This is a genomic window from Nonomuraea sp. SYSU D8015 (assembly GCF_008065375.1).
Taxonomy (GTDB): domain Bacteria; phylum Actinomycetota; class Actinomycetes; order Streptosporangiales; family Streptosporangiaceae; genus Nonomuraea.
The window spans coordinates 806,201-825,814 of the sequence record NZ_VJYI01000002.1 but is presented as its reverse complement, the minus strand read 5'-3'; the positions used below and the strand labels follow the sequence as shown (position 1 = coordinate 825,814).

Genomic DNA, 19,614 nt, shown 5'->3' with positions numbered 1-19,614 from the left:
TTTTCGCCGCATTTATGCGCTCTACATGACACGCCCCCGTGGTGTGTCATGCCTTGCCGACCTTCAGCATCCAGGGGCGTGTTCAACACCGGATCAAAGGTGGATCAACGACCAAGTTAACGATCAAACCTGGATCTAGGTGACGAGCAAACATGGACCTATCATTTGGTAACAAAACGTTCCATTGGCTTGGAGACATACGGCATGGCTGGTCAGAGCGTTGAGGGCGGGCTGCGGTTCGCCGTGCTCGGTCCTGTCCGCGCGTGGCGTGATGGCCGGGAGCTCGATCTGGGCACCCCGCTGCAGCGGTCCATCCTCGGCATGCTGCTCCTACGCGAGGGGCGAGCGGTCACGCCCAACGAGATGATCGACGCCGTCTGGGGCGAGGACGCGCCGCCGCGGGCCCTGGGTGCGCTGCGCACCTACGTCTCCAGGCTCCGCACGGTGCTCGAGCCCGACCGGCCCGCCCGCTCGCGTCCAGAGCTGCTGACGTCCATCGGCCGCGGCTACGCGTTGCGACTACCTGACGGCGCGCTGGATCTGACCAGGTTCGAGCGCGGCATCGCCGAGGCCGAGTCCGCGCGCAAGAGCGGCCGGCTGCGCGAGGCAGCCGAGGGGATGCGCGCCGCGCTCGCGCTGTTCGAGGGCGAGCCGCTGGCCGGCACCGTGGGCCCGTACGCCGAGCACCAGCGCGACCGGCTGATCGAGCGCCGGCTCAGCGTCGTCGAGACGCTCATGGACGTGGACCTGGAGCTCGGCAACCACGCCAAGATCGTCTCCGAGCTGATCGCGCTGACCGCCGACCACCCGCTGCGCGAGCGGCTGCGCGCCCAGCTCATGCTGGCCCTCTACCGGTGCGGACGCCAGGGCGACGCGCTCAACGTCTTCACCGAGACCCGCGAGGCGCTGATCGACGAGCTCGGCATCGAGCCCGGGCCCGAGCTGAGCGCGCTGCACCAGCGCATCCTGGCCGCCGACCCCACACTGACCGCCGCCGAGGTCCCCCAGGAGGACGAGCCCGCGGACGAGGACGAGCAGCCGCAGGCGCCTGAACTTCCCAAGCCCGCCCAGCTGCCCGCCGCGGTCAACGACTTCACCGGCCGCAAGGAACTGGCCGCGCGCCTGCGCACGCTGCTGTCGGCCCAGTCCTCGGGAGAGGGCGTGCCGGTCGCGGCGATCTCCGGCATCGGCGGCGTCGGCAAGACCACGCTGGCCGTCCACGTCGCCCACCAGCTCGACGAGGTGTTCCCCGACGGCCAGCTCTATGCCGACCTGCGTGGCTACACCGACGAGACCACCGCGCCGGAGTCGGCGCTGGGCGGGTTCCTGCGCGCCCTCGGCATCCCTACGGACGTCATCCCCGACGGGCTCGCCGAGCGGTCGGCGCTGTACCGGTCGATTCTGGCCGAGCGGCGCATCCTGGTGCTGCTGGACAACGCCCGCGACGCCCAGCAGGTCAGCCCGCTGCTGCCCGGCTCCCCAGGGTGCGCGGCCATCGTCACCAGCCGGGTCAAGCTGGCCGACCTGCCCTCCGCCAGGCTGATCGACCTGGACGTGATGGAGCCGGGCGAGGCGCTGTCGCTGTTCGCGGCAGTGGCCGGCCCCGAGCGGGTGGCGGCCGAGCACGGCGCGGCCATGGACGTGGTGGCCGCGTGCGGTTTCCTGCCGCTGGCGGTGCGGATCGTGGCCGCCAGGCTGGCCGCGCGGCCCTCGTGGACGGTCGCCTCGCTGGTGCCCAGGCTGGCCGACGAGCAGCGCCGCCTCGACGAGATGCGCGTGGGCAACCTGGCCGTGGAGGCCACGTTCGCGCTCGGGTACGGGCAGCTCACTCCCGCCCAGGCCCGCGCCTTCCGCCTGCTGTCGCTGCCCAACGGGCCCAACATCTGCTCGGGGGCCGCGGCCGCCGTGCTGTCGTTGAGCACGTTCGAGGCCGAGGAGGTGCTGGAGTCGCTCGTGGACGCGAGCCTTCTGGAGGCGCCCGCGCCCGGCCGCTACCGCTTCCACGACCTGCTCAAGCTGTTCGCCAGGCGGGCGCTGGAGAAGACCGAGCGGCCCCAGGCCAGGGCGCTGGCGCTGCGCCGGCTGCTGGGCTTCTACCTCGCCTCGGCGCAGTCCGCGCACCGGCTGGCCTACGAGGGCAGCATGATCCCGGCCAACCTGGTGGTGGTCGGCAGCGGGCGCACGTTCGGCACCGCCGACGAGGCCGTGGCGTGGCTGATCAGCGAGGGCGACTCGCTGTTCGCGGCCATCAACCAGGCCGCGGCGGCCTCCCGTACCGGCGAGCAGCTCCTGCCCGCCGCCGACCTGCTGGTGGCGATGGAGCCGCTGCTGGAGTCCGGCACGCACACGCGCGAGTTCGACCAGGGCACCCGCGCCGTGCTGGCCGCCGCGCAGAGCATCGGCGACGAGGCCGGCGAGCTGCGCTCCCGCTACGTGCTGGGCCGGGTGCTGTTCGCCGGCAATCAGCTGAAGGAGGCCGAGGAGCACTTCAGGCGGGTGCACGAGCTGTCGCGCCGGCGCGGCGAGAAGATCGTCATGGGCGAGGTGCTCAACGCCCTGGCCGTCGTCGTGGGCCGGCAGCGCCGCCACACCGAGGCGCTCTCCCTGTTCGACGCGGCGATGGGCTTCTACCGCGAGAACGGCGTGCCGGCCGGCGAGGCTCTGGTCCTCAGCTACTCGGCCCGCGACCACCTGGGGCTCGGCCGTCCCGAGGACGCCATCGCGGCGGCGGAGAAGGGCTTGGCGATCTTCACCGAGATCGGCAGCGGCGCCGGCACCGCGCGTGCCCGCTATCACCTCGGCATCGTCCTGTCGCGGGTGGGCCGCCTCACCGAGGCGGTGCACCACCACGCCGAGTGCCTGGCCTTCTTCCGGGCCAGCAAGCAGCGGGTCTGGGAGCAGCGGGTGTGCTCCAGGCTGGCCGAGACCTTCATCGCGGCCGAGCGCTATCCCGACGCCGTACGCCACGCCGAGCAGGCTCTGGTGGTCTCCCGCGAGATCGGCCACCCGTACGGCGAGGCGCTGTCGCTCACCGTGCTGGGCAAGGCCCTGCGCGGCCTGGGCAGCGTGACGAGGAGCTCGGACTGCCTACGGCAGGCTTTCGAGATCTTCTCCAGGCTCGGCGCGCCCGAGGCCGGCGATCTCAAGGTCCTGCTCGACAGCATCCCCGACGCCAAGTCCGTCAGCGGGCCCGCCGCCGGGGCCGTCGTCGAGTCCTGAGTACAGCTCGTCGTCCAGACGTGTCATCCACACATGGTTGATCAAGGCTGTCCTTAGGGCGAAAGTCACGATGGCGCTCGGAATTCGCTGCCAATGGGAAATCTGCTCATCTGGGCTGCCGCCCTGCCAACGTGCTAGGTCGGGCCATGACAGCAGCCCAGACGCAGATTTCCCATCGGTTATCAGCCCGGCCGGCCATCCTCGCCACCACGCTTCGCTAGGGGGCCCGGTTATCCGGATGCTCCGCGTGGCGGCTAGCCGCCTCACATAGACGACCGGCCGGACCTGACACGGCCCTCGAACCCCCCAGGTCCGTGTCCTGGCCTAGAGCTTCCACCCATGGGGTTGACGTACAATCAACGGCCGATTAAAGGAGGAAGTAACCCTCGGCGATCAGCGGCCTGACCGCGTCGGAGTCGGGGATCTCGCCGTCCCCCACCAGCTCGGCGATCACGTTGAGCAGGGGTCCGAGGGCCAGCTCGCCGTCGCACACGCCGGCCAGCGCGGCCTCCACCGTGCCGACCTCCCTGCTGCGCCGCAGCCCCTGCGTCTGGCGCAGCACGATGCGGATCGGGTCTTCGGCGCCGGGCAGGCCGATGCGCTCGTCCAGCAGCCCGTCGGCGGTACGCAGCCGCGCCGCGTCGAGCCCCTGGGCCCGGTGCGCCGTCGCGATCGAGTCGAGCACGGAGTCGACGTAGTCGCCGACCGGCAGCGTGACCTGGTGGGCGAGGTGTTCGACGCGGACGACCGGGTCGAGCGTGCCGGAGTTGCGCATGGTGATCCAGCCGAACCCGATGCCCTCCACCTTCTGCTCGTCGAACCAGGCCAGCCAGCGGTCGTACAGCTCCGTGTAGCGCTTCGAGCCCTGCTCTGCCGCGTCTCTCAGCCACAGCTCGACGTATTCCGCCGGGTCCTGCACGTCCCGCTGGACCACCCAGGCGTCGCAGCCGGTCTCGCCCAGCCAGCCTCCCACCCGGTCGTGCCAGTCCTCGCCCTCGACGTGCAGCCAGTTGGCCAGGAAGTGGGCCTGGCCGCCGGGGTTGAGGTGGTGGGGCGTCCGGAGGACGAGGTCGCGGCAGAAGGCGTCGCCGTCGTACCCGGACTCCCGGTAGGTGAGCTTGGTCTCGCGCGCGGGGGCGATGACGAACGGCGGATTGCTCACGATCAGGTCGAATCCCTCGTCCTCGACCGGCTCGTACATCGATCCCGCCCGCGCCTCCACACCCTCGATCCCGGACAGCGCCCAGCTCAGCCCGGCCAGCTCCAGCGCCCGCGGATTGAGGTCGGTGGCCACGATGTGCTCGGCCCGCCCGGCCAGGTGGAGCACCTGCACGCCGCAGCCCGTGCCGAGGTCGAGCGCGCGCTGCACAGGGCGGCGGGTGACCAGCTGCGCCAGGTTGGCCGAGGCGCCGCCGGCCCCCACCACGTGGTCGGGGTGCAAAGCGGGGTCGCCGGGCCGGACCTTGCGGTCGGAGACGAGGTAGCCGCCGGTCTCCCACGGCTGGAGGTGGACGGTCGCGCTGATCCGGTCGCCGTCGGCCGCGACCAGCCCGGACTCCAGGATCTCCGGCGCGACGTCCTTGGCGGGGACGGGCACGCCCAGCCACCACAGCCTGATCAGGGTCGCCAGCGGGTCGCCGTCCGCGGTCGCACGCAGGGCCGGGACCAGCTCCTCGCGGGCCAGGGCCGACGCGGCCATGCTCCCGAGCCGGTCGCGTACGCCGTCGATGGTGTAGCCGGTGTCCAGGAGGTGATGGCGCAGTCGTTCCACAAAGTCCATCCTTTCACCGCGGACGCACGCGCATGATCTGATACCAATACCGACAGTGCCCATACTGTTACTTAAGTACCCAAGCGAACTGCAAGCGGGGAATAAGCAGAGCGCGGTATCTCTAGGAGTGCTCAGCACGTCACACCGAGGAGTGGACCCCCAATGCTGATCCCTTGCTTGGCTTGCGAGTCCCGATTCGGACCCGACGAATACTTCAGCGCCTGCTCTGACTACAACCGCGGCATGGACCTGGTGTCCTGGACGTGCCCGCGCTGCGGCAACCGCGACGACCTGCGCGTGCTGCCGGGCGAGCTCGGCTTCGGCTACCCGCACCGGGGCAGGTTCGACGTACACGACCGGGTTCGTGTGCCCGGACTGCGCCGGCACCGTGGCGACCTGCGGCTGGATATCTCCCTGGACCGCTCCAGCTGGCGCGTGCCCACACGGGTCCGCCAACCCGCCTGACGGGCCCCTACGCCGACTCGGCGGGCGCGAGCTCCTCGCCCCGCAGCAGCCGCGCGATGTCCGCCACCAGCGCCTCCGCCGCCTCCTCCCGGCTCTCCCCGGTCGCCTCGCCCAGACGGGGCGTCAGCACCACGTTGGGGAGCCTGATCAGCGGATGTGACGGGTCGAGCCACTCGCCCTCGAAGTGGTCGAGCCCCGCTCCGCCCACCTGGCCCCAGCGCAGCGCGTCGACCAACGCCGTCAGGTCGTGCAGCGCGCCGCGCGACGTGTTGAGGTAGATCGATCCCGGGCGCATCGCGCTGAACTCGGCGTACCCGAACAGGCCCCGCGTCTCGGCGGTGAGCGGCACGTGCAGCGAGACCACGTCGGCCTCCGCCAGGAGCGCGGGCAGCGTGTGAGTGGCCTCGGGCACGTGCGGGTCACAGGTGATGACCCGCATGCCCAAGCCCTCACAGCGCCAGCGCATGGCCCTGCCGACCTGCCCGAGCCCGACGATGCCGAGCGTCCTGCCGGTGAGCCGGCGGCCGCGGTGGCGCTGCGCCGGTGACACCTTGCCCTTGTAGACGCGGCCCCGGCGCACCTCTCTGTCGGCCGAGACGATGTGCCTGCTCACCGCGAACATCAGCGCGAGCGTCAGCTCGGCAACCGCGTCGGGGTCGCGGTCGCGGGCGTGCAGGACGGGGACGCCGCGCTCGGCGGCCAGGGCGAGGTCGACGCTCGTGGGCGGGCCCATGACGGCCACGACGTCCAGATCGAGGCTGAGGACCGACGCGCGGACCCGGTCGCCGTCGGTGAGGAGCACGGTGGCGCCGGTCTCCACGACCAGGTCGGCAAGCTGCTCGTCGGTGAAACCGAGGCTCGGACGCGCGGGAACCTCGATCGGGTCGGCCACTTCGCGCAGGTGGGCGAGCGCGCTCTCCGGCAAGGCGGGCAATACCAGCGCCCGAGGTCGTCTCACATTCAGGACAATAACACCACAGAGCGTGCTCGGATCATCGCTCCCCGCACTGGCCCTGAGCACGTCAATTGTGGTCGCGCAGCGCGGAAAGGACCCCGAGCGGGCCAGTCGCTCGGGCCGCTCGCCGGGCTCGGCGCTCGGAAGCCGGTGCGACCGCCCGCCCGGCGCGAGGTGAGCGCGCGGGTCACTCCGGGCGCTGGCGGAGGCTCTGCCAGGCGGCCTCGCCCAGGCCCTTGATCTCTTCCTCGGTCGGCGTGTGGGCGCCGGCGAACCACAGCCGGCACATCTCCTGCGCCGGCCCCAGCCACAGCACGTAGCACATCGTCGGGTGGACCGGCTGGAGCAGGCCGTTCTTCATGTGGGGCCGCCACCAGTCGGAGACCTGGCGGAAGAACGCCCGCCGGGCCTCGGCGACCTCCGCGCCACCCGGCTCGTGCTTGCGCGGCGGCCGCTCGCTGACCAGCAGCCTGGCCCGCTCGGGGTGCTCGCCCGCCCATCGCATGTGGAAGGCCACGACTGCCTCGATGCCGTCGCGGGCCTCCTGGTGGCTGGTCAACTCGGCGAGGAAGGCCGCCTGGTAGGCCGTGAGGATCTCGCCGTACAGCACGCCGAAGACGTGCTCCTTGCTGGCGAAGTGGTGGTAGAAGCTGCCGACGCTGACGCCGCTCTCCTCGCGGAGGCTGGCCAGCGTGGTGGCCGACACCCCGTCCTGGCTGAAGCGGCGGAGGGCACCCTCGATGATGCGGGTCCGGCCGTCGCGTCCGTTCTTGACACTCTTCACGCTGTCAATGGTGTGGCACCAGAACGTTGTTCCGCAAATGGCACGGCATGATTGATCATAGCGGTCACCTCAACCGATCCGGAAGAGACCTTCATCGTGGCGTCCGGCCACAGCCTCCGGATGAGCCTGAGCACCCGCCGGTTCTCCCCCAGAACGTCCATGCCCACGGTCCTCGCGCCCCGCACGGCGGCTCTGATCAGCAACGTCTCGATCAGCCTCGGCCCCAGCCCGAACCCCTGCCACTGATCGGCCACCACCACCGCGATCTCCACGTCGGCGCAGTCGCCCTTGTAGCTCATGGCATGGCCGACGATCTCGCCTCCCGCGACGGTCGCCACGAGGGCGTCGCGGCGCTCGTCCACAGCGAGCAGCGTCCGCACGAGACCGGCCGCCGGCGTGGTGATGCCGGTGAAGAACCGCAGCGTCTGGGTGTGCAGCGACAGTCCGGTCAGGAAGCGCCTGATCCGTTCCTCGTCATCGGGGCGGGCCGGGCGGATCTGAGTTCCCTGCATAGACTCAGCCTCTCGCTCAGACCTGAGTCTGTCAATCGAACTCAGATATAATGCAGGAATGCGCGTACCTTTCCGGGTGGAAAACTGCTCGATCGAGCGCACCCTGGACATCGTCGGGGAGAAGTGGACCTTCCTGGTGCTGCGCGAGGCGTTCAGCGGCGTGCGACGATTCGCCGACATGCAGGCCATCACCGGCGCCCCGCGCCAGGTCCTCAGCGCGCGCCTGGCCCGGCTGGTGGACGAAGGTCTGCTGCGCAAGGAGCCCTACCGCGAGCCCGGGCAGCGGCAGCGCGACGAATACCGGCTCACGGAGAAGGGCCGCGACCTCTATCCGCTGCTGGTCGCGCTCATGCACTGGGGCGACAAATACCTGGCCGAGGAGGGCCCGCCCGTGGTGCTCACGCACCGCGACTGCGGCTCCCCCATCGAGCTGCACTTCCGCTGCGGCGAGGGCCACGAGGTGTCCGGACCGCGCGAGGTGACCCCGGTGCCGGGCCCGGGCGCCGAGCCCTTGGGTGGAGAGCGGCAGCTTGCGTGACCAGCGGAGCCCCGAGCGAGCGCGACCATAGACACAGGACGCTTGAGCGCCCAGGCGAGCGGCTGAGGCGCGTGCTGGAGCACAGGGGTCGATGCCTAGGCTTGAGGGCGTGTACCGGTTCCTTCTGACGCCTCGATGGCTCGCGCTGCACGTGGTGGTGCTGCTGGTCATCCCCGCCTTCGTGTTCCTGGGACGGTGGCAGTTCGGGCGTTTCGAGGAGCGGTCGGCCAACAGCGAGCGGGTCACCGCCAACATCGAGGCCGCGCCGGTGCCGCTGGATCGGCTGGCGGCGCCCGGGCAGCAGGTGCGCGAGTCCGACCGGTTCAGGACCGTCACGGTCGCCGGCACGTACGACCCGTCCCACGCCCTCGTCGTACGCCGCCGCCCCCAGGAGGGCCGCGCCGGCTACTACGTCCTGACCCCGCTCGTCACCGGCAACGGCACGGCCGTCATCGTGAACCGGGGCTGGGTCAAGGCGGGCGCCACCGCCGACACCCCGCCTGACGTGCCCCCTCCGCCCACCGGACAGGTAACTGTCACCGGGCGGCTACGTCCCAGCGAGACCGAGGAGTCCAGCGGGATCCGCGATCTTCCCGGGCTGCCGCCCGGCCAGGTGCTGCTGATCAACGCCGACAAGATCGGGAAAGGGCTGCCGTACAAGCTGGTGGGCGGCTATGTGGAGCTGACCGAGCAGCGGCCCGCGACGACTCCGGCACCCGCGCCGGTTCCCGAGCCCGACGTGGGCGCCGGCGGCGGGCTCAACCTGGCCTACGGGGTCCAGTGGTGGCTGTTCATCGGGATCGCGGTCGGCGGGTGGATCCTGCTGATCAGGCGCGAGCTGGCCGAACGGCGCGCCAAGGAGCAGGCCGAGGCCGCGCCCGTGGCCGAGGAGGCGGAAACGCCTGCCAAATAGAGTGTTGGCGTGATCCGCCACATTGAGTTCCTCAATCTCTGCAACTTCCGTGACGTAGGTGGATATGCCACCGGGGACGGCCGCACCGTCCAGTGGCAGCGGCTCTACCGAGCCGACTCCCTCGGCTGGCTGACCGGGGACGATCTCACGACCTTCCGCGCGCTGCGCGTGCGTACCGTCATCGACCTGCGGCATCCGTTCGAGGTCGAGAAGAACGGGCGGGTCCCCGACAGCGAGGGACAGAACTACCACAACCTCCCCATCGAGGGACGGCGCTGGGACACCACTCCCTACACCGAGGACCTCGGCATCGCCCGCTACCTGGCCAACCGCTACCTGGACGTCACCGAGGACGGCGTGGAGAACCTCAGGACGGCCCTGGAGACGATCGCGCAGGCGGACAACGCGCCCGTGGTGATCCACTGCGCGGCCGGCAAGGATCGCACCGGGGTGCTCACCGCGCTGATCCTGTCGCTGGCGGGGGTGGGCGAGGACGACATCGTGGCGGACTACGCGCTCACCGGCCTGGCCACCGAGCGCTTCATCGCCGACTGGCGCAGGCGCCATCCCGAGGCGGCGATGTGGCCGGGGTTCGGGCTGGCGCCGGCCGAGACCATGAGGCTCTTCCTGAGCGACCTGGCGGAGCGGCACGGCTCGGTGGAGACGTACGTCACAGAGGTCCTCGGAGTCTCTCCCGCCACGATCAGCGAGCTGCAGGCCCATCTCCTGACTGAATAACGCCCCAAGGGGTAGGGGGAGCGCGGTTCGCGCCGAGGCAGCACCTCGCCTCGGCGGCCCTCGAAACTCCCGGGATCGCCCGCCATCCCCCTCCCGGCGGTCCCGGGTTTCGAAAGCGTCGGATATCCAACGGATACGTCGCAGCTTGTTCGACGTTATCCCGTCGTCGTACGGTTACCTGCGTGACTACGCCGCTGCTTCCCGACCCAGATCCGAGGCGGCGCGACTATGTGATCATTTCCGCCGACGATCACCTGATCGAGCCTCCCGACCTCTTCGAGGGCAGGCTGCCGGAGAAATATGCCGAGGTCGCGCCCAAGGTCGTGGAGACGGAGGCGGGTCACCAGGTCTGGCGCTACGGCGGCGCAACCTACCCGTGCGCCGGCATCGACGTCGGCGCCGGGCTGCCCCGCGAGCAGTGGACGCTGGACCCGGTGAGGTTCGAGCACATGCGCCCCGGCTGCCACGACATCGAGGCCCGCATCAAGGACATGGACGTGGCGGGCATCTGGGCCGCGCTGTGCTTCCCCGGCATGCTGGCCGGCCAGGCGGGCATGCCGTTCGCCAGGACCCGCGACCAGGAGCTCGGCCTGGCCCTGGTCAGGGCCTGGAACGATTGGCACATCGACGTCTGGGCGGGCACCTACCCCGAGCGGATCATCGGCCTGCAGCTGCCCTGGCTGCCCGATCCCGACGTGGCCGCCAAGGAGATCCGGGCCAACGCCGCCCGCGGCTTCAAGGCCGTCGTCTTCCCCGAGTTCCCGACCCGCCTGCGGCTGCCGTCGATCCACTCGGGACACTGGGACCCGTTCTTCGCCGCCTGCGAGGAGACCGGCACCGTCGTGTGCCTGCACACCGGCGACTCGTCCTGGTCGCCCGTGCCCTCGCCCGACACGCCCATCGAGGCGATCACCACGCTGATGCCCACCAGCGCCATGTTCGCCTGCGCCGACTGGCTGTGGTCCGGCCTGCCGCTGCGTTTCCCGGCGCTGCGCGTCCTCATCGTCGAGGGCGGCGTGGGCTGGCTGCCGATGCTGGCCGAGCGCGCCGACTACGCCCTCGACCACCCGGTGGCCGGCGAGGCGTCCTGGGACGGCGGGCTCAAGCCCAGCGAGGTGCTGCGCCGCAACTTCTTCTTCGGCACGCTCGACGACCACGCGCTGTCGGGGGTGCGGCTCGCGGTCGGGCTCGACCACGTGCTCCAGGAGAGCGGCTACCCCCACTCCGACTCGACCTGGCCCGACACGCAGAAGTCGGTGGCCCGCAACCTCGGCGCGCTGCCGCCCGCCGACATCGCCAGGGTCGCGTACGGCAACGCGGCCCGCCTGTTCGGGCACCCATTGCCGTCACGCGCCTGGCTCCGGATGGAGGAGATCTAACCTTCCTGCTCCAGGAGCCTGCCCTGGATGACGCTGCGCTCGTGCTCGACGTAGCGGCCGCTCTCGCCGAGCAGCGAGCCCAGCAGCCACAGGAACACGCCGAAGTCGTCGGCCACACCGATCACCATGAGGAATTCGGGCAGGACGTCGACGGGCGACAGGATGTAGACCACGCCGAGGGCCAGCATGGCGAGCTTGCTCTTGCCCATGCCCGCGTACTGTCCGCGCATCACCGCGCCGATCATGCGCGGGATCGCCCGAACCCTGGTCATCAGGCCGGGCGACCCTGGCCTGGTCACCTCGCGGTACGTCTTCCACGCCGCCGCTGCCCGTGCTGCCTTCGCCATCATGCCGAACCCCCTACCCCCGTCTTTTCGAGACATAACGTGTCGCGAGGGCGGGAGGTTCCTAGCGCATCGCCGGATGATCGAACGGCCTGGCCTGCTCGATCTGGGCCGCCACCCTGATCAGCAGGTCCTCCCGGCCGACGGCCGCGACGAGCTGCACGCCCACCGGCAGGCCCGCCGCGTTCCTGTGCAGCGGCAGCGAGATCGCCGGCTGGCCGGTGGCGTTGATCGGCGACGTGTACGACACGGCATGCCCTGTCCTGCCGAAGGCGAGGCTCAGGTCCTCGGGCGGGATCCAGCCGAGCGGGAACGGCGCAACGCCCAGGGACGGCATCAGCAGCAGATCGTGCCCCGCGCTCCACCACGCGGCCATGCGGCGGCGGAAGGCGTCCATCCACTGAGTGGCCCGGATGTGCTCGGCGGCGCTGTGCGAGCGTCCCACGCCGACCATGGCGGCGTTGCGCGGCTCCAGCTCCTCCAGCTCGACCGGCTTGCCGCGGGTCTCGCCCAAACTCGCCACCTGCGCGGCGACGTTGTTGGCCACGATCGCACCGAAGTGCCCGGGGAAGTCGGGATCGCCGAGCGCCTCGGGACCACCGGGCTCGACGTCGTGGCCGAGCGATTCCAGCAGCGCCGCGGCCGCCGTGACGGCCTCCGTCAATTCCGGCACTTCGGGCACGTCCTCCCGAGGGTGCGTGCTGACGCACCCGATCCGCAGCCGCCCGGGATCCCGGCCGGCCTCGGCGGCCAGCGGCCCCGGCAACGCCGGCGCGTCGTAGGGGTCGCCTGGGTGGTAGCCGGAGACGACGTCCAGCGCCGCGGCCGTGTCGCACACCGTCCTGGTGACGAATCCGGCGCACGTGAAGCCGCTCCAGCCCTCGCCCATCGCCGGCCCCAGGCTCACCCTCCCGCGCGACGGCTTGAGCCCCACCAGCCCGCACAGGGACGCGGGGATGCGGATCGACCCGCCGCCGTCGCTGGCGGTGGCCAGCGCGACCATCCCCGCCGCCACCGCCGCGGCCGAGCCGCCACTGGACCCGCCCGCCGAATACGCCAGATCGTACGGATTGCGCGTCGGCCCGAAGGCCACCGGCTCCGTCGTTATCGAGCTGCCGAACTCGGGCGTGTTCGTCCGCCCGAGCACGACGAACCCGGCCTCGCGCAGCCGCCTGACGCCGTACCCGTCCTCGGTGACCTCGACACCCTCCCTGACGCGGGAGCCGGCCGCGTACGGCTCTCCTGCCTGCCGCCAGCCGAGGTCCTTGAGCAGGATCGGCACGCCGGCGAACGGCGCCCCGGCCGGGATGGAGCCGATCTCGGCGAGTGCGCGCTCGAAGCGGCGGCAGACGACCGCGTTGAGGTCGCCGTCGCGGGCCTCGATGGCGGAGATCGCGGCCTCGGCGAGCTCCCGCGCCGACACCTGGCCGTTCCTGACCGCCTGGGCCTGCCCGACCGCGTCAAGCCTCAAAACGTCCATGCGCTACTCCTTGGGAGCCAGGTCCCGCACGGCCTGGTCGAGGGGGATCTCCCCATCCGGGATGGGGGCGAGGACGGGGGTGTCGAGCCCGTTGTCCACGTACTCGCGGATCCTGGCCCGGCAGGCGGCCGCGTCGCCGTGCACGACCAGCGCGTCCACGACGTCGTCGGGGATGGCCTTGAGCGCCGCCTGGCGGTCGCCCGCCGCCCACGCCTCGTGCATGGGCCGCAGCACCTCGCCGCGGCCCAGCCAGTCGTGGAACGCGGCGTACACGGGGACGGTCAGGTAACTGGCGAGCATCCACCTGGCCATTTCCCGCACCTTGTCGGTGTCCTCGCTCACGCAGACGAACAGGCGGGCGATCAGCTCCGTGTCGGGCCCGATCTCGGCGCGGACCCGCCGCACGTCCTCGGGCGAAAGCCAGTTCGTGATCGCGCCGTCGGCCTCCTCCGCGGCCAGGCGCAGCATCCTGGGGCGCAACGCGGCCAGCACGATCCTGGGCGGGGTCTTCGGCGCCCGCTCCAGCTTGAACCCCTTGATCTCGAACGTCTCGTACGCCTCCGAGACCTTCTCCCCTGCCAGCGCCTTCTTCAGGAAGCGCAGCGTGTCACGCGTGCGCGCGTACGGCTTGGTGAACTCGCCGGCGTTCCACCGCTCGACGATGGCCGGCGAGGACGCGCCGATGCCCAGCACGAACCGTCCGGGCGCCAGATCGGCCAGTGTGGCCGCGGACATGGCCAGCAGCCCCGGGCCGCGCGTGGAGACCGGCACGATGGCGCTGCCCAGCCTGATCCCCGGCGCCCACTGCGAAGCTAGCGCCAGCGGCGTGAACCCGTCGGCCCCGTTGACCTCCGCGGACCACACGTCGGTGTAGCCCAGCCCGGGCAGCTCCGCGATCAGTTCCTGGGACTTCGACAACGAGCGGTCGTAGAAGGGGATGGTCATGCCCCAGTTCTGCGTCATGGCCCGACCATAGGCGCAAAGACCGCCCGCCTGCGACCGGCCGCTGAACGCGTCCGGTCGTACCAGCCGCTCTATGCCCGCAACTCGTGCACCGCCGCGATGAAGTCCCGCGTGATCCCCCGCAGCCCGGGCAGATGCGACAACCCGACCAGCCGGTCCACCAGCGGCACAGTGACTTCGATCAACCGATAGGTCCGCGCACACCCCGGCGAGGTGTCGTGCACCCAGAACAGCACCATGCCCATGGACAACAGCCAGAGCAGCTCGGGCAGCTCCTCACGCAGCTCGGCGTTCATCCGGTCGCGCGACCCCTCGACGACCTCACGGTAGATGGCAATGGACGCCTCGCGGGCAGGGGACGACTGCTTGCTGAACGGGCTCAGCGGATTGGTGGGCTCGGCCGCGTGCTTGAAGAACTTCACGGCGAACTCGTGGTAGGGCTCGGAGACGCGGACCCACTCGCGCAGCACCCCGCTCAGCCGCGCCGCGAACGACGTCTCAGTGGCCAGGAACTCCCTGCAGGCCGCCTCGTGCTCGGCCTGGGCGCGGTCGTAGTACGCCTGGATCAACGCCTCCTTGCTCTCGAAGTAGTAGTAGGCGTTGCCCACGGACACCCCGGCCTCGGCGGCGATGGCGCGCATCGTGGTCTTGTCGAAGCCCCGCTCTCTGAACAGTCGCAAGGCCGTCTCGACGATGACCTCTCGGGTGCTCTCCGATCCTCGGTTTCGGGTGTGGGACACGTCCGTCACTTTACGTCGGTATGGGCCGGCCAGCAGGAAACCTCCTCATCAGCCTGCCGCACAACGGTCACGTCGGGTCAAGGCCATAGAGACAGTCAGATTCGGCAGGTTTCCTCCGCGTAGGTCATGAAGGCGCACGGTGATCACCGCCACAAGGCAAAGTTGCACCGGCGGCATGAGTTATCTCCTGTGAACGGTGGGATTGTCGTTTGTGGCGGAAGGGCTATTTCCGCGAAAAGGCATCGACATGTGGATACGTGGAACGGTGCGGCTCATCGTGGTCGCACTCAACGGCATAGAGATCACCATAATCGCGCTGGCCTCGGCCGCCTCGGCCGCAAGTCACCCCGAAGTGAGGCCGGCCGCGAGCATCATGGACGAGTCCGGAATTGACCACGGGTCGACTCCGGCGGACGACTTCATGAAGTCGTTCGCGGAGGCGATGCGCGCTGACGCCAGGGAACTCGAGCGCCTGCTGATGGCCGAGGCCCGCCTGGAGGCGGCGGCCGACCGGTCCCTGCACGCGCACGCATGGCCCAGGGAGGACATGAGAGCGCCTCAGGAGCGCCAGGAAGGATCGTTGGCGACCGCAAAGACCCAGGAGCAGGTAAAAACGGCCCAGCAGCCGTCTCAGGCCCGCCCAGCCGATCCTGAGGACTCCAAGGCAGGGATCCAGGCGGAAATCGGCGACCGGCCCCTGAAGAACCGCGCGGCGGTCAAGGCCATGCGCAGCACCACGCTAACCGGCGCGGTGCGGATGCCCGACGCGCGCCACAAGCGCGCGAGCGTCGACCTGACCCGCGTCGTGCCCAGGCAGGCGGCCGTGCGCGTGTCCCACGCCACCGCGAACGACTGGCTGAAGAGCGCAGGACTGCGGACGAGGTCGACCGGCAACTGCACGAGCAAGCACATGCATCACTGCACGTCGCTCGACGAGGTACGCACCGGCACGATCGCCCGGGTCATCGACCTGAAGCGGGAGAGCCGCTGCCCGATCATGGTCACGGGCGGCACGGAGGCAGGCCACGCGCCGGGCCACTTCAGCCACGGCAACGGCTACAAGCTGGACATCAGCCACAATCCGTGCATCGACCGCTATATCACCCGAAACCATGACAGGGTCGGGATCCGCAGCGACGGCGCGCCGCTCTACCGCTCAGGCTCCGGCACGATCTTCGCCGACGAGAGCGACCACTGGGACATCCTCTTCCGGTGACAGAGCCGGTGGACGCCGCACGCGAACGCACGGCGCCCACCCTGCCACTACGGCCCTACAACTCGGAGGCGACCAGCTCGGCGATCTCCGCCGCGTTGAGCGCCGCGCCCTTGCGCAGGTTGTCACCGCACACGAACAGGTCGAGCGTGTTGGGGAAGTCGATCGCCTGGCGAATGCGCCCCACGTAGGTGGGGTCGGTGCCCACCACGTCGAGCGGCGTCGGGTAGACGCCGTTGGCGGGGTCGTCCATGAGGACCACCGTCGGCGCCGCCTCCAGCACGCGGTGCGCGTCGGCGACCGTGATCTCGCGTTCGAAGCGCGCGTGCACGGCCAGCGAGTGCGTCGTGACCACCGGCACACGGACGCAGGTCGCGGAGACCTTCAGGTCCGGGATGCCGAGGATCTTGCGGGACTCGTTGCGGAGCTTGAGCTCCTCGGAGGCCCAGCCGTCGTCCTTGAGCGAGCCGGCCCACGGCACCACGTTGAACGCGATCGGCGCCGGGAACGGCGACTCCTCCGGCAGCTTGTTGGCCAGCACCTTGCGGACGTCGCCGGCCGCCTGACCGATCGAGCGGTCGCCCGCCAGGGCCTCCACCTCGTCGTAGAGGCGGGCCGAGCCCGCCACGCCGGCGCCGGACACCGCCTGGTAGGAGGCCACGACGAGCTCCGTGAGCGTGTATTCGGCGTGGAGCGCGCCCATGGCCGCCATCATCGACAGCGTCGTGCAGTTGGGCGTGGAGATGATGTTGCGCGGCCGGTTGCGCGCGTCCTGCGGGTTGACCTCGGGGACGACCAGCGGCACCTCGGGGTCCATCCGGAACGTGCCGGACTTGTCGATCGCGATCGCGCCGCGCTCGGCCGCGATCGGCACCCACACGGCCGACACCTCGTCGGGCACGTCGAAGATGGCGATGTCGATGCCGTCGAACACCTCGGGCGCCAGGGCCTGCACGACGACGTCTTCGCCGCGCACCTGGAGCACCTTGCCCGCCGAACGCGGCGAGGCGACGAGACGGACCTCGCCCCAGATGTCCTCACGCGTCGACACGATGTCCCGCATGACAGTGCCCACGGCGCCGGTCGCGCCGATAAGAGCCAGATTCGGCCTGCTCATCGTCCAGTCCCTCCATACACCACGGCCTCGACCTGGTCGGCGTCGAGATCGAAGGCGCGGTGCGCGGCCGCCACGGCCGCGTCGATCGCGTCCTGCTCGACGATCACAGAGATGCGGATCTCCGAGGTGGAGATCATCTCGATGTTGACCCCCGCGTCGGCGAGGGCCGCGAAGAACGTCGCCGTGACGCCGGGGTGCGAGCGCATGCCCGCGCCGATCAGCGACACCTTCCCGATCTGGTCGTCGAAGAGCAGCGACTCGTAACCGATCCGATCCTGGATCTTCTTCAGCGCCGTCAGCGCCGTCTGGGCGTCGGCCGTGGGCAGCGTGAAGGAGATGTCCGTGCGACCGGTGGCCGCGGCCGAGACGTTCTGCACGATCATGTCAATGTTGATCTCGGCGTCGGCCAGCGTTTTGAAGATCGAGGCAGCCTCGCCGACCTTGTCGGGGACACCGACAACAGTGATCTTGGCCTCGCTCCGGTCGTGTGCCACGCCGGAGATGATCGGCTGCTCCATCTCGGTTCCTTCGGTGTAAGGGTCGGAGACGACCCACGTGCCTTCCCTGGTGCTGAAAGAGCTGCGGACGTGAATCGGCAGGTTGAAGCGGCGAGCGTACTCGACGCACCGCAGGTGCAGGATCTTCGCCCCGCAGGCGGCCATCTCCATCATCTCGTCGTAGGAGATCCTGGGGATCTGGCGTGCCGCGGGCACGATGCGCGGGTCGGCGGTGAAGATGCCGTCGACGTCGGTGTAGATCTCGCACACGTCGGCCTCGAGGGCAGCCGCCAACGCCACCGCCGTGGTGTCGGAGCCGCCCCGGCCCAGCGTGGTGATGTCCTTGGTGTCCTGGGACACGCCCTGGAACCCGGCCACGATCGCGATGTGGCCCTGGTCGATCGCCTCCCGGATGCGGCTCGGCGTCACGTCGATGATGCGCGCCTTGCCGTGCGTGGAGTCGGTGATCACACCTGCCTGCGAGCCGGTGAACGAGCGGGCCTCGTGGCCGAGGTTGGCGATCGCCATCGCCAGCAGGGCCATCGAGATGCGCTCGCCCGAGGTCAGCAGCATGTCGAGCTCGCGTGCCGGAGGCAGCGGCGACACCTGCTCGGCCAGGTCGAGCAGCTCGTCCGTCGTGTCGCCCATCGCGGAGACGATCACGACCACGTCGTTGCCGGCTTTTTTCGTCGCGACGATCCGCTGCGCGACCCGCTTGATGCAGGACGCGTCGGCGACGGACGAACCACCGTACTTTTGCACAACGAGCGCCACGAGAGTCTCCCGGTTTGGACTGTGAGCTGCCAGTCTACTGAGGGATTCTCATGCGCCCGATGGGTCATACCACCATGTGGACGATCATCACACCGTCGTGGCTTCCTCCGCCACGTCGAGACGCGAGTGTGCGGCCAGCGCCTGCAGCGCCCGCATCGCGGCGCCCGCGTGGTTGCCCCAGGTGTTGAAGTAGGAGTATTGCCACCACCACAACGCCTCATGGGGACGGCCGGCGTGGTAGTGGCGCAGACCGTGGATGAGGTCGGCGGCGACCGCGGTCAGGTCGTCGGACAGCCGATAAGGGGTGACGCCGGTGTCTTTGTACGGATCGAAGACCTCCGCGTAGTCGTCGACGGGGCCGAGCCGCTCGGCCAGCGCGGTGCGTACGCCGTCGATGTCGGGGTCCTCGCTCATCGGCGGCTCGTAGTTGCCGGAGAGGATCACGTCCCGATTGGCGCCCAGCTTGGCACCGGCCAGGCTCACCTGCGCGACCTCGACCAGCAGCAGCGACCAGATGGCGTCGCCGCCCTCGCCCCCGGCGACTCTGGTCAGGCCGTCCACGAAGTCCTGCGCGTGCCTGGAGATCTCTTCCGCCAGCGCACTCCACTCGTCAGACATCCAGCAGCCTCCGTCCTTCGAACGCGCGGCCCAAGGTCACCTCGTCGGCGTATTCGAGATCGCCGCCGACGGGCAGACCACTGGCCAGTCGTGTCACTTTGATGCCCATCGGCTTCACCAGACGGGCCAGGTAGGTAGCCGTCGCCTCGCCCTCGAGATTGGGGTCGGTGGCGAGGATGAGCTCGGTGACCCGGCCGTCGGCCAGGCGGGTCATGAGCTCGCGAATGCGCAGGTCGTCCGGGCCGATGCCGTCGATCGGGCTGATCGCGCCACCGAGCACGTGGTAGGTGCCGCGGAACTCGCGCGTCTTCTCGATCGCCACGACGTCCTTGGGCTCCTCGACCACGCAGATCACGTGTGTGTCGCGGCGGGTGTCGCGGCAGATGCGGCACTCCTCCTCGGAGGCCACGTTGCCGCACACCCGGCAGAAGCGGGTTTTCTCCTTGACCTCCAGCAACGCGTGCGCCAACCGCTTGACGTCGGCTGGATCGGCCGCCAGCAGGTGGAACGCGATCCGCTGCGCGCTCTTGGGACCGACGCCGGGCAGCAGACCCAGCTCGTCGATCAGATTCTGGACGACCCCTTCGTACATGC

The 19,614-nt window shown here is 70.1% G+C and carries 19 protein-coding genes; 7 read left to right on the top strand and 12 right to left on the bottom strand.

The window, feature by feature from the left end:
* The first annotated feature begins 204 nt into the window (after positions 1-204).
* The gene (locus tag ID574_RS13315; RefSeq protein WP_188189098.1) at positions 205-3,219 is read left to right on the top strand and encodes an AfsR/SARP family transcriptional regulator; all 3,015 of its coding nucleotides are present in this window, start codon (positions 205-207) and stop codon (positions 3,217-3,219) included.
* Positions 3,220-3,586: 367 nt separating this feature from the next.
* On the opposite strand, the gene ID574_RS13310 is transcribed toward ID574_RS13315, so the two are convergent.
* Positions 3,587-4,999 (bottom strand): DUF7059 domain-containing protein, encoded by a 1,413-nt coding sequence (locus ID574_RS13310; RefSeq protein ID WP_188189097.1) that lies wholly within the window; start codon positions 4,997-4,999, stop codon positions 3,587-3,589.
* Between the two features lie 234 nt (positions 5,000-5,233).
* Here ID574_RS13310 and ID574_RS13305 point away from each other — a divergent pair, with 234 nt between their 5' ends.
* Positions 5,234-5,455 (top strand): hypothetical protein, encoded by a 222-nt coding sequence (locus ID574_RS13305; protein WP_223166642.1) that lies wholly within the window; start codon positions 5,234-5,236, stop codon positions 5,453-5,455.
* 7 nt (positions 5,456-5,462) lie between these two features.
* Here the strand turns inward: ID574_RS13305 and ID574_RS13300 are convergent, their stop codons facing one another.
* The 3 genes from ID574_RS13300 to ID574_RS13290 form a co-directional block, all read right to left on the bottom strand.
* A complete protein-coding gene (locus tag ID574_RS13300) occupies positions 5,463-6,413 on the bottom strand; it encodes an NAD(P)-dependent oxidoreductase (RefSeq protein WP_188189095.1) in 951 nt (316 codons plus the stop codon).
* 184 nt (positions 6,414-6,597) lie between these two features.
* Positions 6,598-7,194, bottom strand: a complete 597-nt coding sequence (locus tag ID574_RS13295; protein ID WP_188189094.1) for a TetR/AcrR family transcriptional regulator — start codon at positions 7,192-7,194, stop codon at positions 6,598-6,600.
* Positions 7,191-7,706: a GNAT family N-acetyltransferase gene (locus ID574_RS13290; protein WP_188189093.1), complete on the bottom strand. Its 516-nt coding sequence runs from the start codon at positions 7,704-7,706 to the stop codon at positions 7,191-7,193. The genes ID574_RS13295 and ID574_RS13290 overlap by 4 nt, the downstream gene beginning before the upstream one ends.
* A 58-nt stretch (positions 7,707-7,764) precedes the next feature.
* Between ID574_RS13290 and ID574_RS13285 the strand changes: the two genes are divergently transcribed.
* From ID574_RS13285 to ID574_RS13270, 4 genes are all read left to right on the top strand, one after another.
* Entirely contained in the window at positions 7,765-8,244 is a 480-nt protein-coding gene (locus ID574_RS13285) for a winged helix-turn-helix transcriptional regulator (RefSeq protein WP_188189092.1), read from the top strand.
* A 109-nt stretch (positions 8,245-8,353) separates the two neighbouring features.
* Positions 8,354-9,157 carry an SURF1 family cytochrome oxidase biogenesis protein gene (locus ID574_RS13280; RefSeq protein WP_188189091.1) on the top strand — a complete coding sequence of 268 codons (804 nt, stop codon included), beginning with the start codon at positions 8,354-8,356 and terminating at the stop codon, positions 9,155-9,157.
* Positions 9,158-9,166: 9 nt separating this feature from the next.
* Positions 9,167-9,895: a tyrosine-protein phosphatase gene (locus tag ID574_RS13275; protein WP_188189090.1), complete on the top strand. Its 729-nt coding sequence runs from the start codon at positions 9,167-9,169 to the stop codon at positions 9,893-9,895.
* Between the two features lie 182 nt (positions 9,896-10,077).
* Positions 10,078-11,274: an amidohydrolase family protein gene (locus tag ID574_RS13270; RefSeq protein ID WP_188189089.1), complete on the top strand. Its 1,197-nt coding sequence runs from the start codon at positions 10,078-10,080 to the stop codon at positions 11,272-11,274.
* Here ID574_RS13270 and ID574_RS13265 read toward each other — a convergent pair.
* The 4 genes from ID574_RS13265 to ID574_RS13250 form a co-directional block, all read right to left on the bottom strand.
* Positions 11,271-11,624 carry a YkvA family protein gene (locus ID574_RS13265; protein ID WP_223166641.1) on the bottom strand — a complete coding sequence of 118 codons (354 nt, stop codon included), beginning with the start codon at positions 11,622-11,624 and terminating at the stop codon, positions 11,271-11,273. The two genes, ID574_RS13270 and ID574_RS13265, sit on opposite strands and share 4 nt — an antisense overlap.
* Positions 11,625-11,682: 58 nt before the next feature.
* Positions 11,683-13,098 (bottom strand): amidase, encoded by a 1,416-nt coding sequence (locus tag ID574_RS13260; RefSeq protein ID WP_188189088.1) that lies wholly within the window; start codon positions 13,096-13,098, stop codon positions 11,683-11,685.
* A gap of 3 nt (positions 13,099-13,101) precedes the next feature.
* Complete coding sequence (locus tag ID574_RS13255) at positions 13,102-14,061, bottom strand: LLM class F420-dependent oxidoreductase (protein WP_188189087.1); 960 nt, start codon at positions 14,059-14,061, stop codon at positions 13,102-13,104.
* Between the two features lie 71 nt (positions 14,062-14,132).
* Positions 14,133-14,801 (bottom strand): TetR/AcrR family transcriptional regulator, encoded by a 669-nt coding sequence (locus ID574_RS13250; protein WP_188189086.1) that lies wholly within the window; start codon positions 14,799-14,801, stop codon positions 14,133-14,135.
* Between the two features lie 265 nt (positions 14,802-15,066).
* Between ID574_RS13250 and ID574_RS13245 the strand changes: the two genes are divergently transcribed.
* Positions 15,067-16,017 (top strand): hypothetical protein, encoded by a 951-nt coding sequence (locus tag ID574_RS13245; RefSeq protein ID WP_188189085.1) that lies wholly within the window; start codon positions 15,067-15,069, stop codon positions 16,015-16,017.
* 55 nt (positions 16,018-16,072) lie between these two features.
* Here the strand turns inward: ID574_RS13245 and ID574_RS13240 are convergent, their stop codons facing one another.
* The 4 genes from ID574_RS13240 to recR all read right to left on the bottom strand — a co-directional run bounded on the left by ID574_RS13240 (position 16,073) and on the right by recR (position 19,612).
* Positions 16,073-17,131 (bottom strand): aspartate-semialdehyde dehydrogenase, encoded by a 1,059-nt coding sequence (locus ID574_RS13240; protein ID WP_188189084.1) that lies wholly within the window; start codon positions 17,129-17,131, stop codon positions 16,073-16,075.
* Positions 17,128-18,402 (bottom strand): aspartate kinase, encoded by a 1,275-nt coding sequence (locus ID574_RS13235; protein WP_188189083.1) that lies wholly within the window; start codon positions 18,400-18,402, stop codon positions 17,128-17,130. Before ID574_RS13235 ends, ID574_RS13240 begins: the two co-directional genes overlap by 4 nt.
* Before the next feature lie 87 nt (positions 18,403-18,489).
* On the bottom strand, positions 18,490-19,020 hold the full coding sequence (locus tag ID574_RS13230; RefSeq protein ID WP_188189082.1) for a DUF5063 domain-containing protein: 531 nt from the start codon (positions 19,018-19,020) through the stop codon (positions 18,490-18,492).
* Positions 19,013-19,612: a recombination mediator RecR gene (recR, locus tag ID574_RS13225; RefSeq protein WP_188189081.1), complete on the bottom strand. Its 600-nt coding sequence runs from the start codon at positions 19,610-19,612 to the stop codon at positions 19,013-19,015. The genes ID574_RS13230 and recR overlap by 8 nt, the downstream gene beginning before the upstream one ends.
* Positions 19,613-19,614 lie beyond the last annotated feature (2 nt).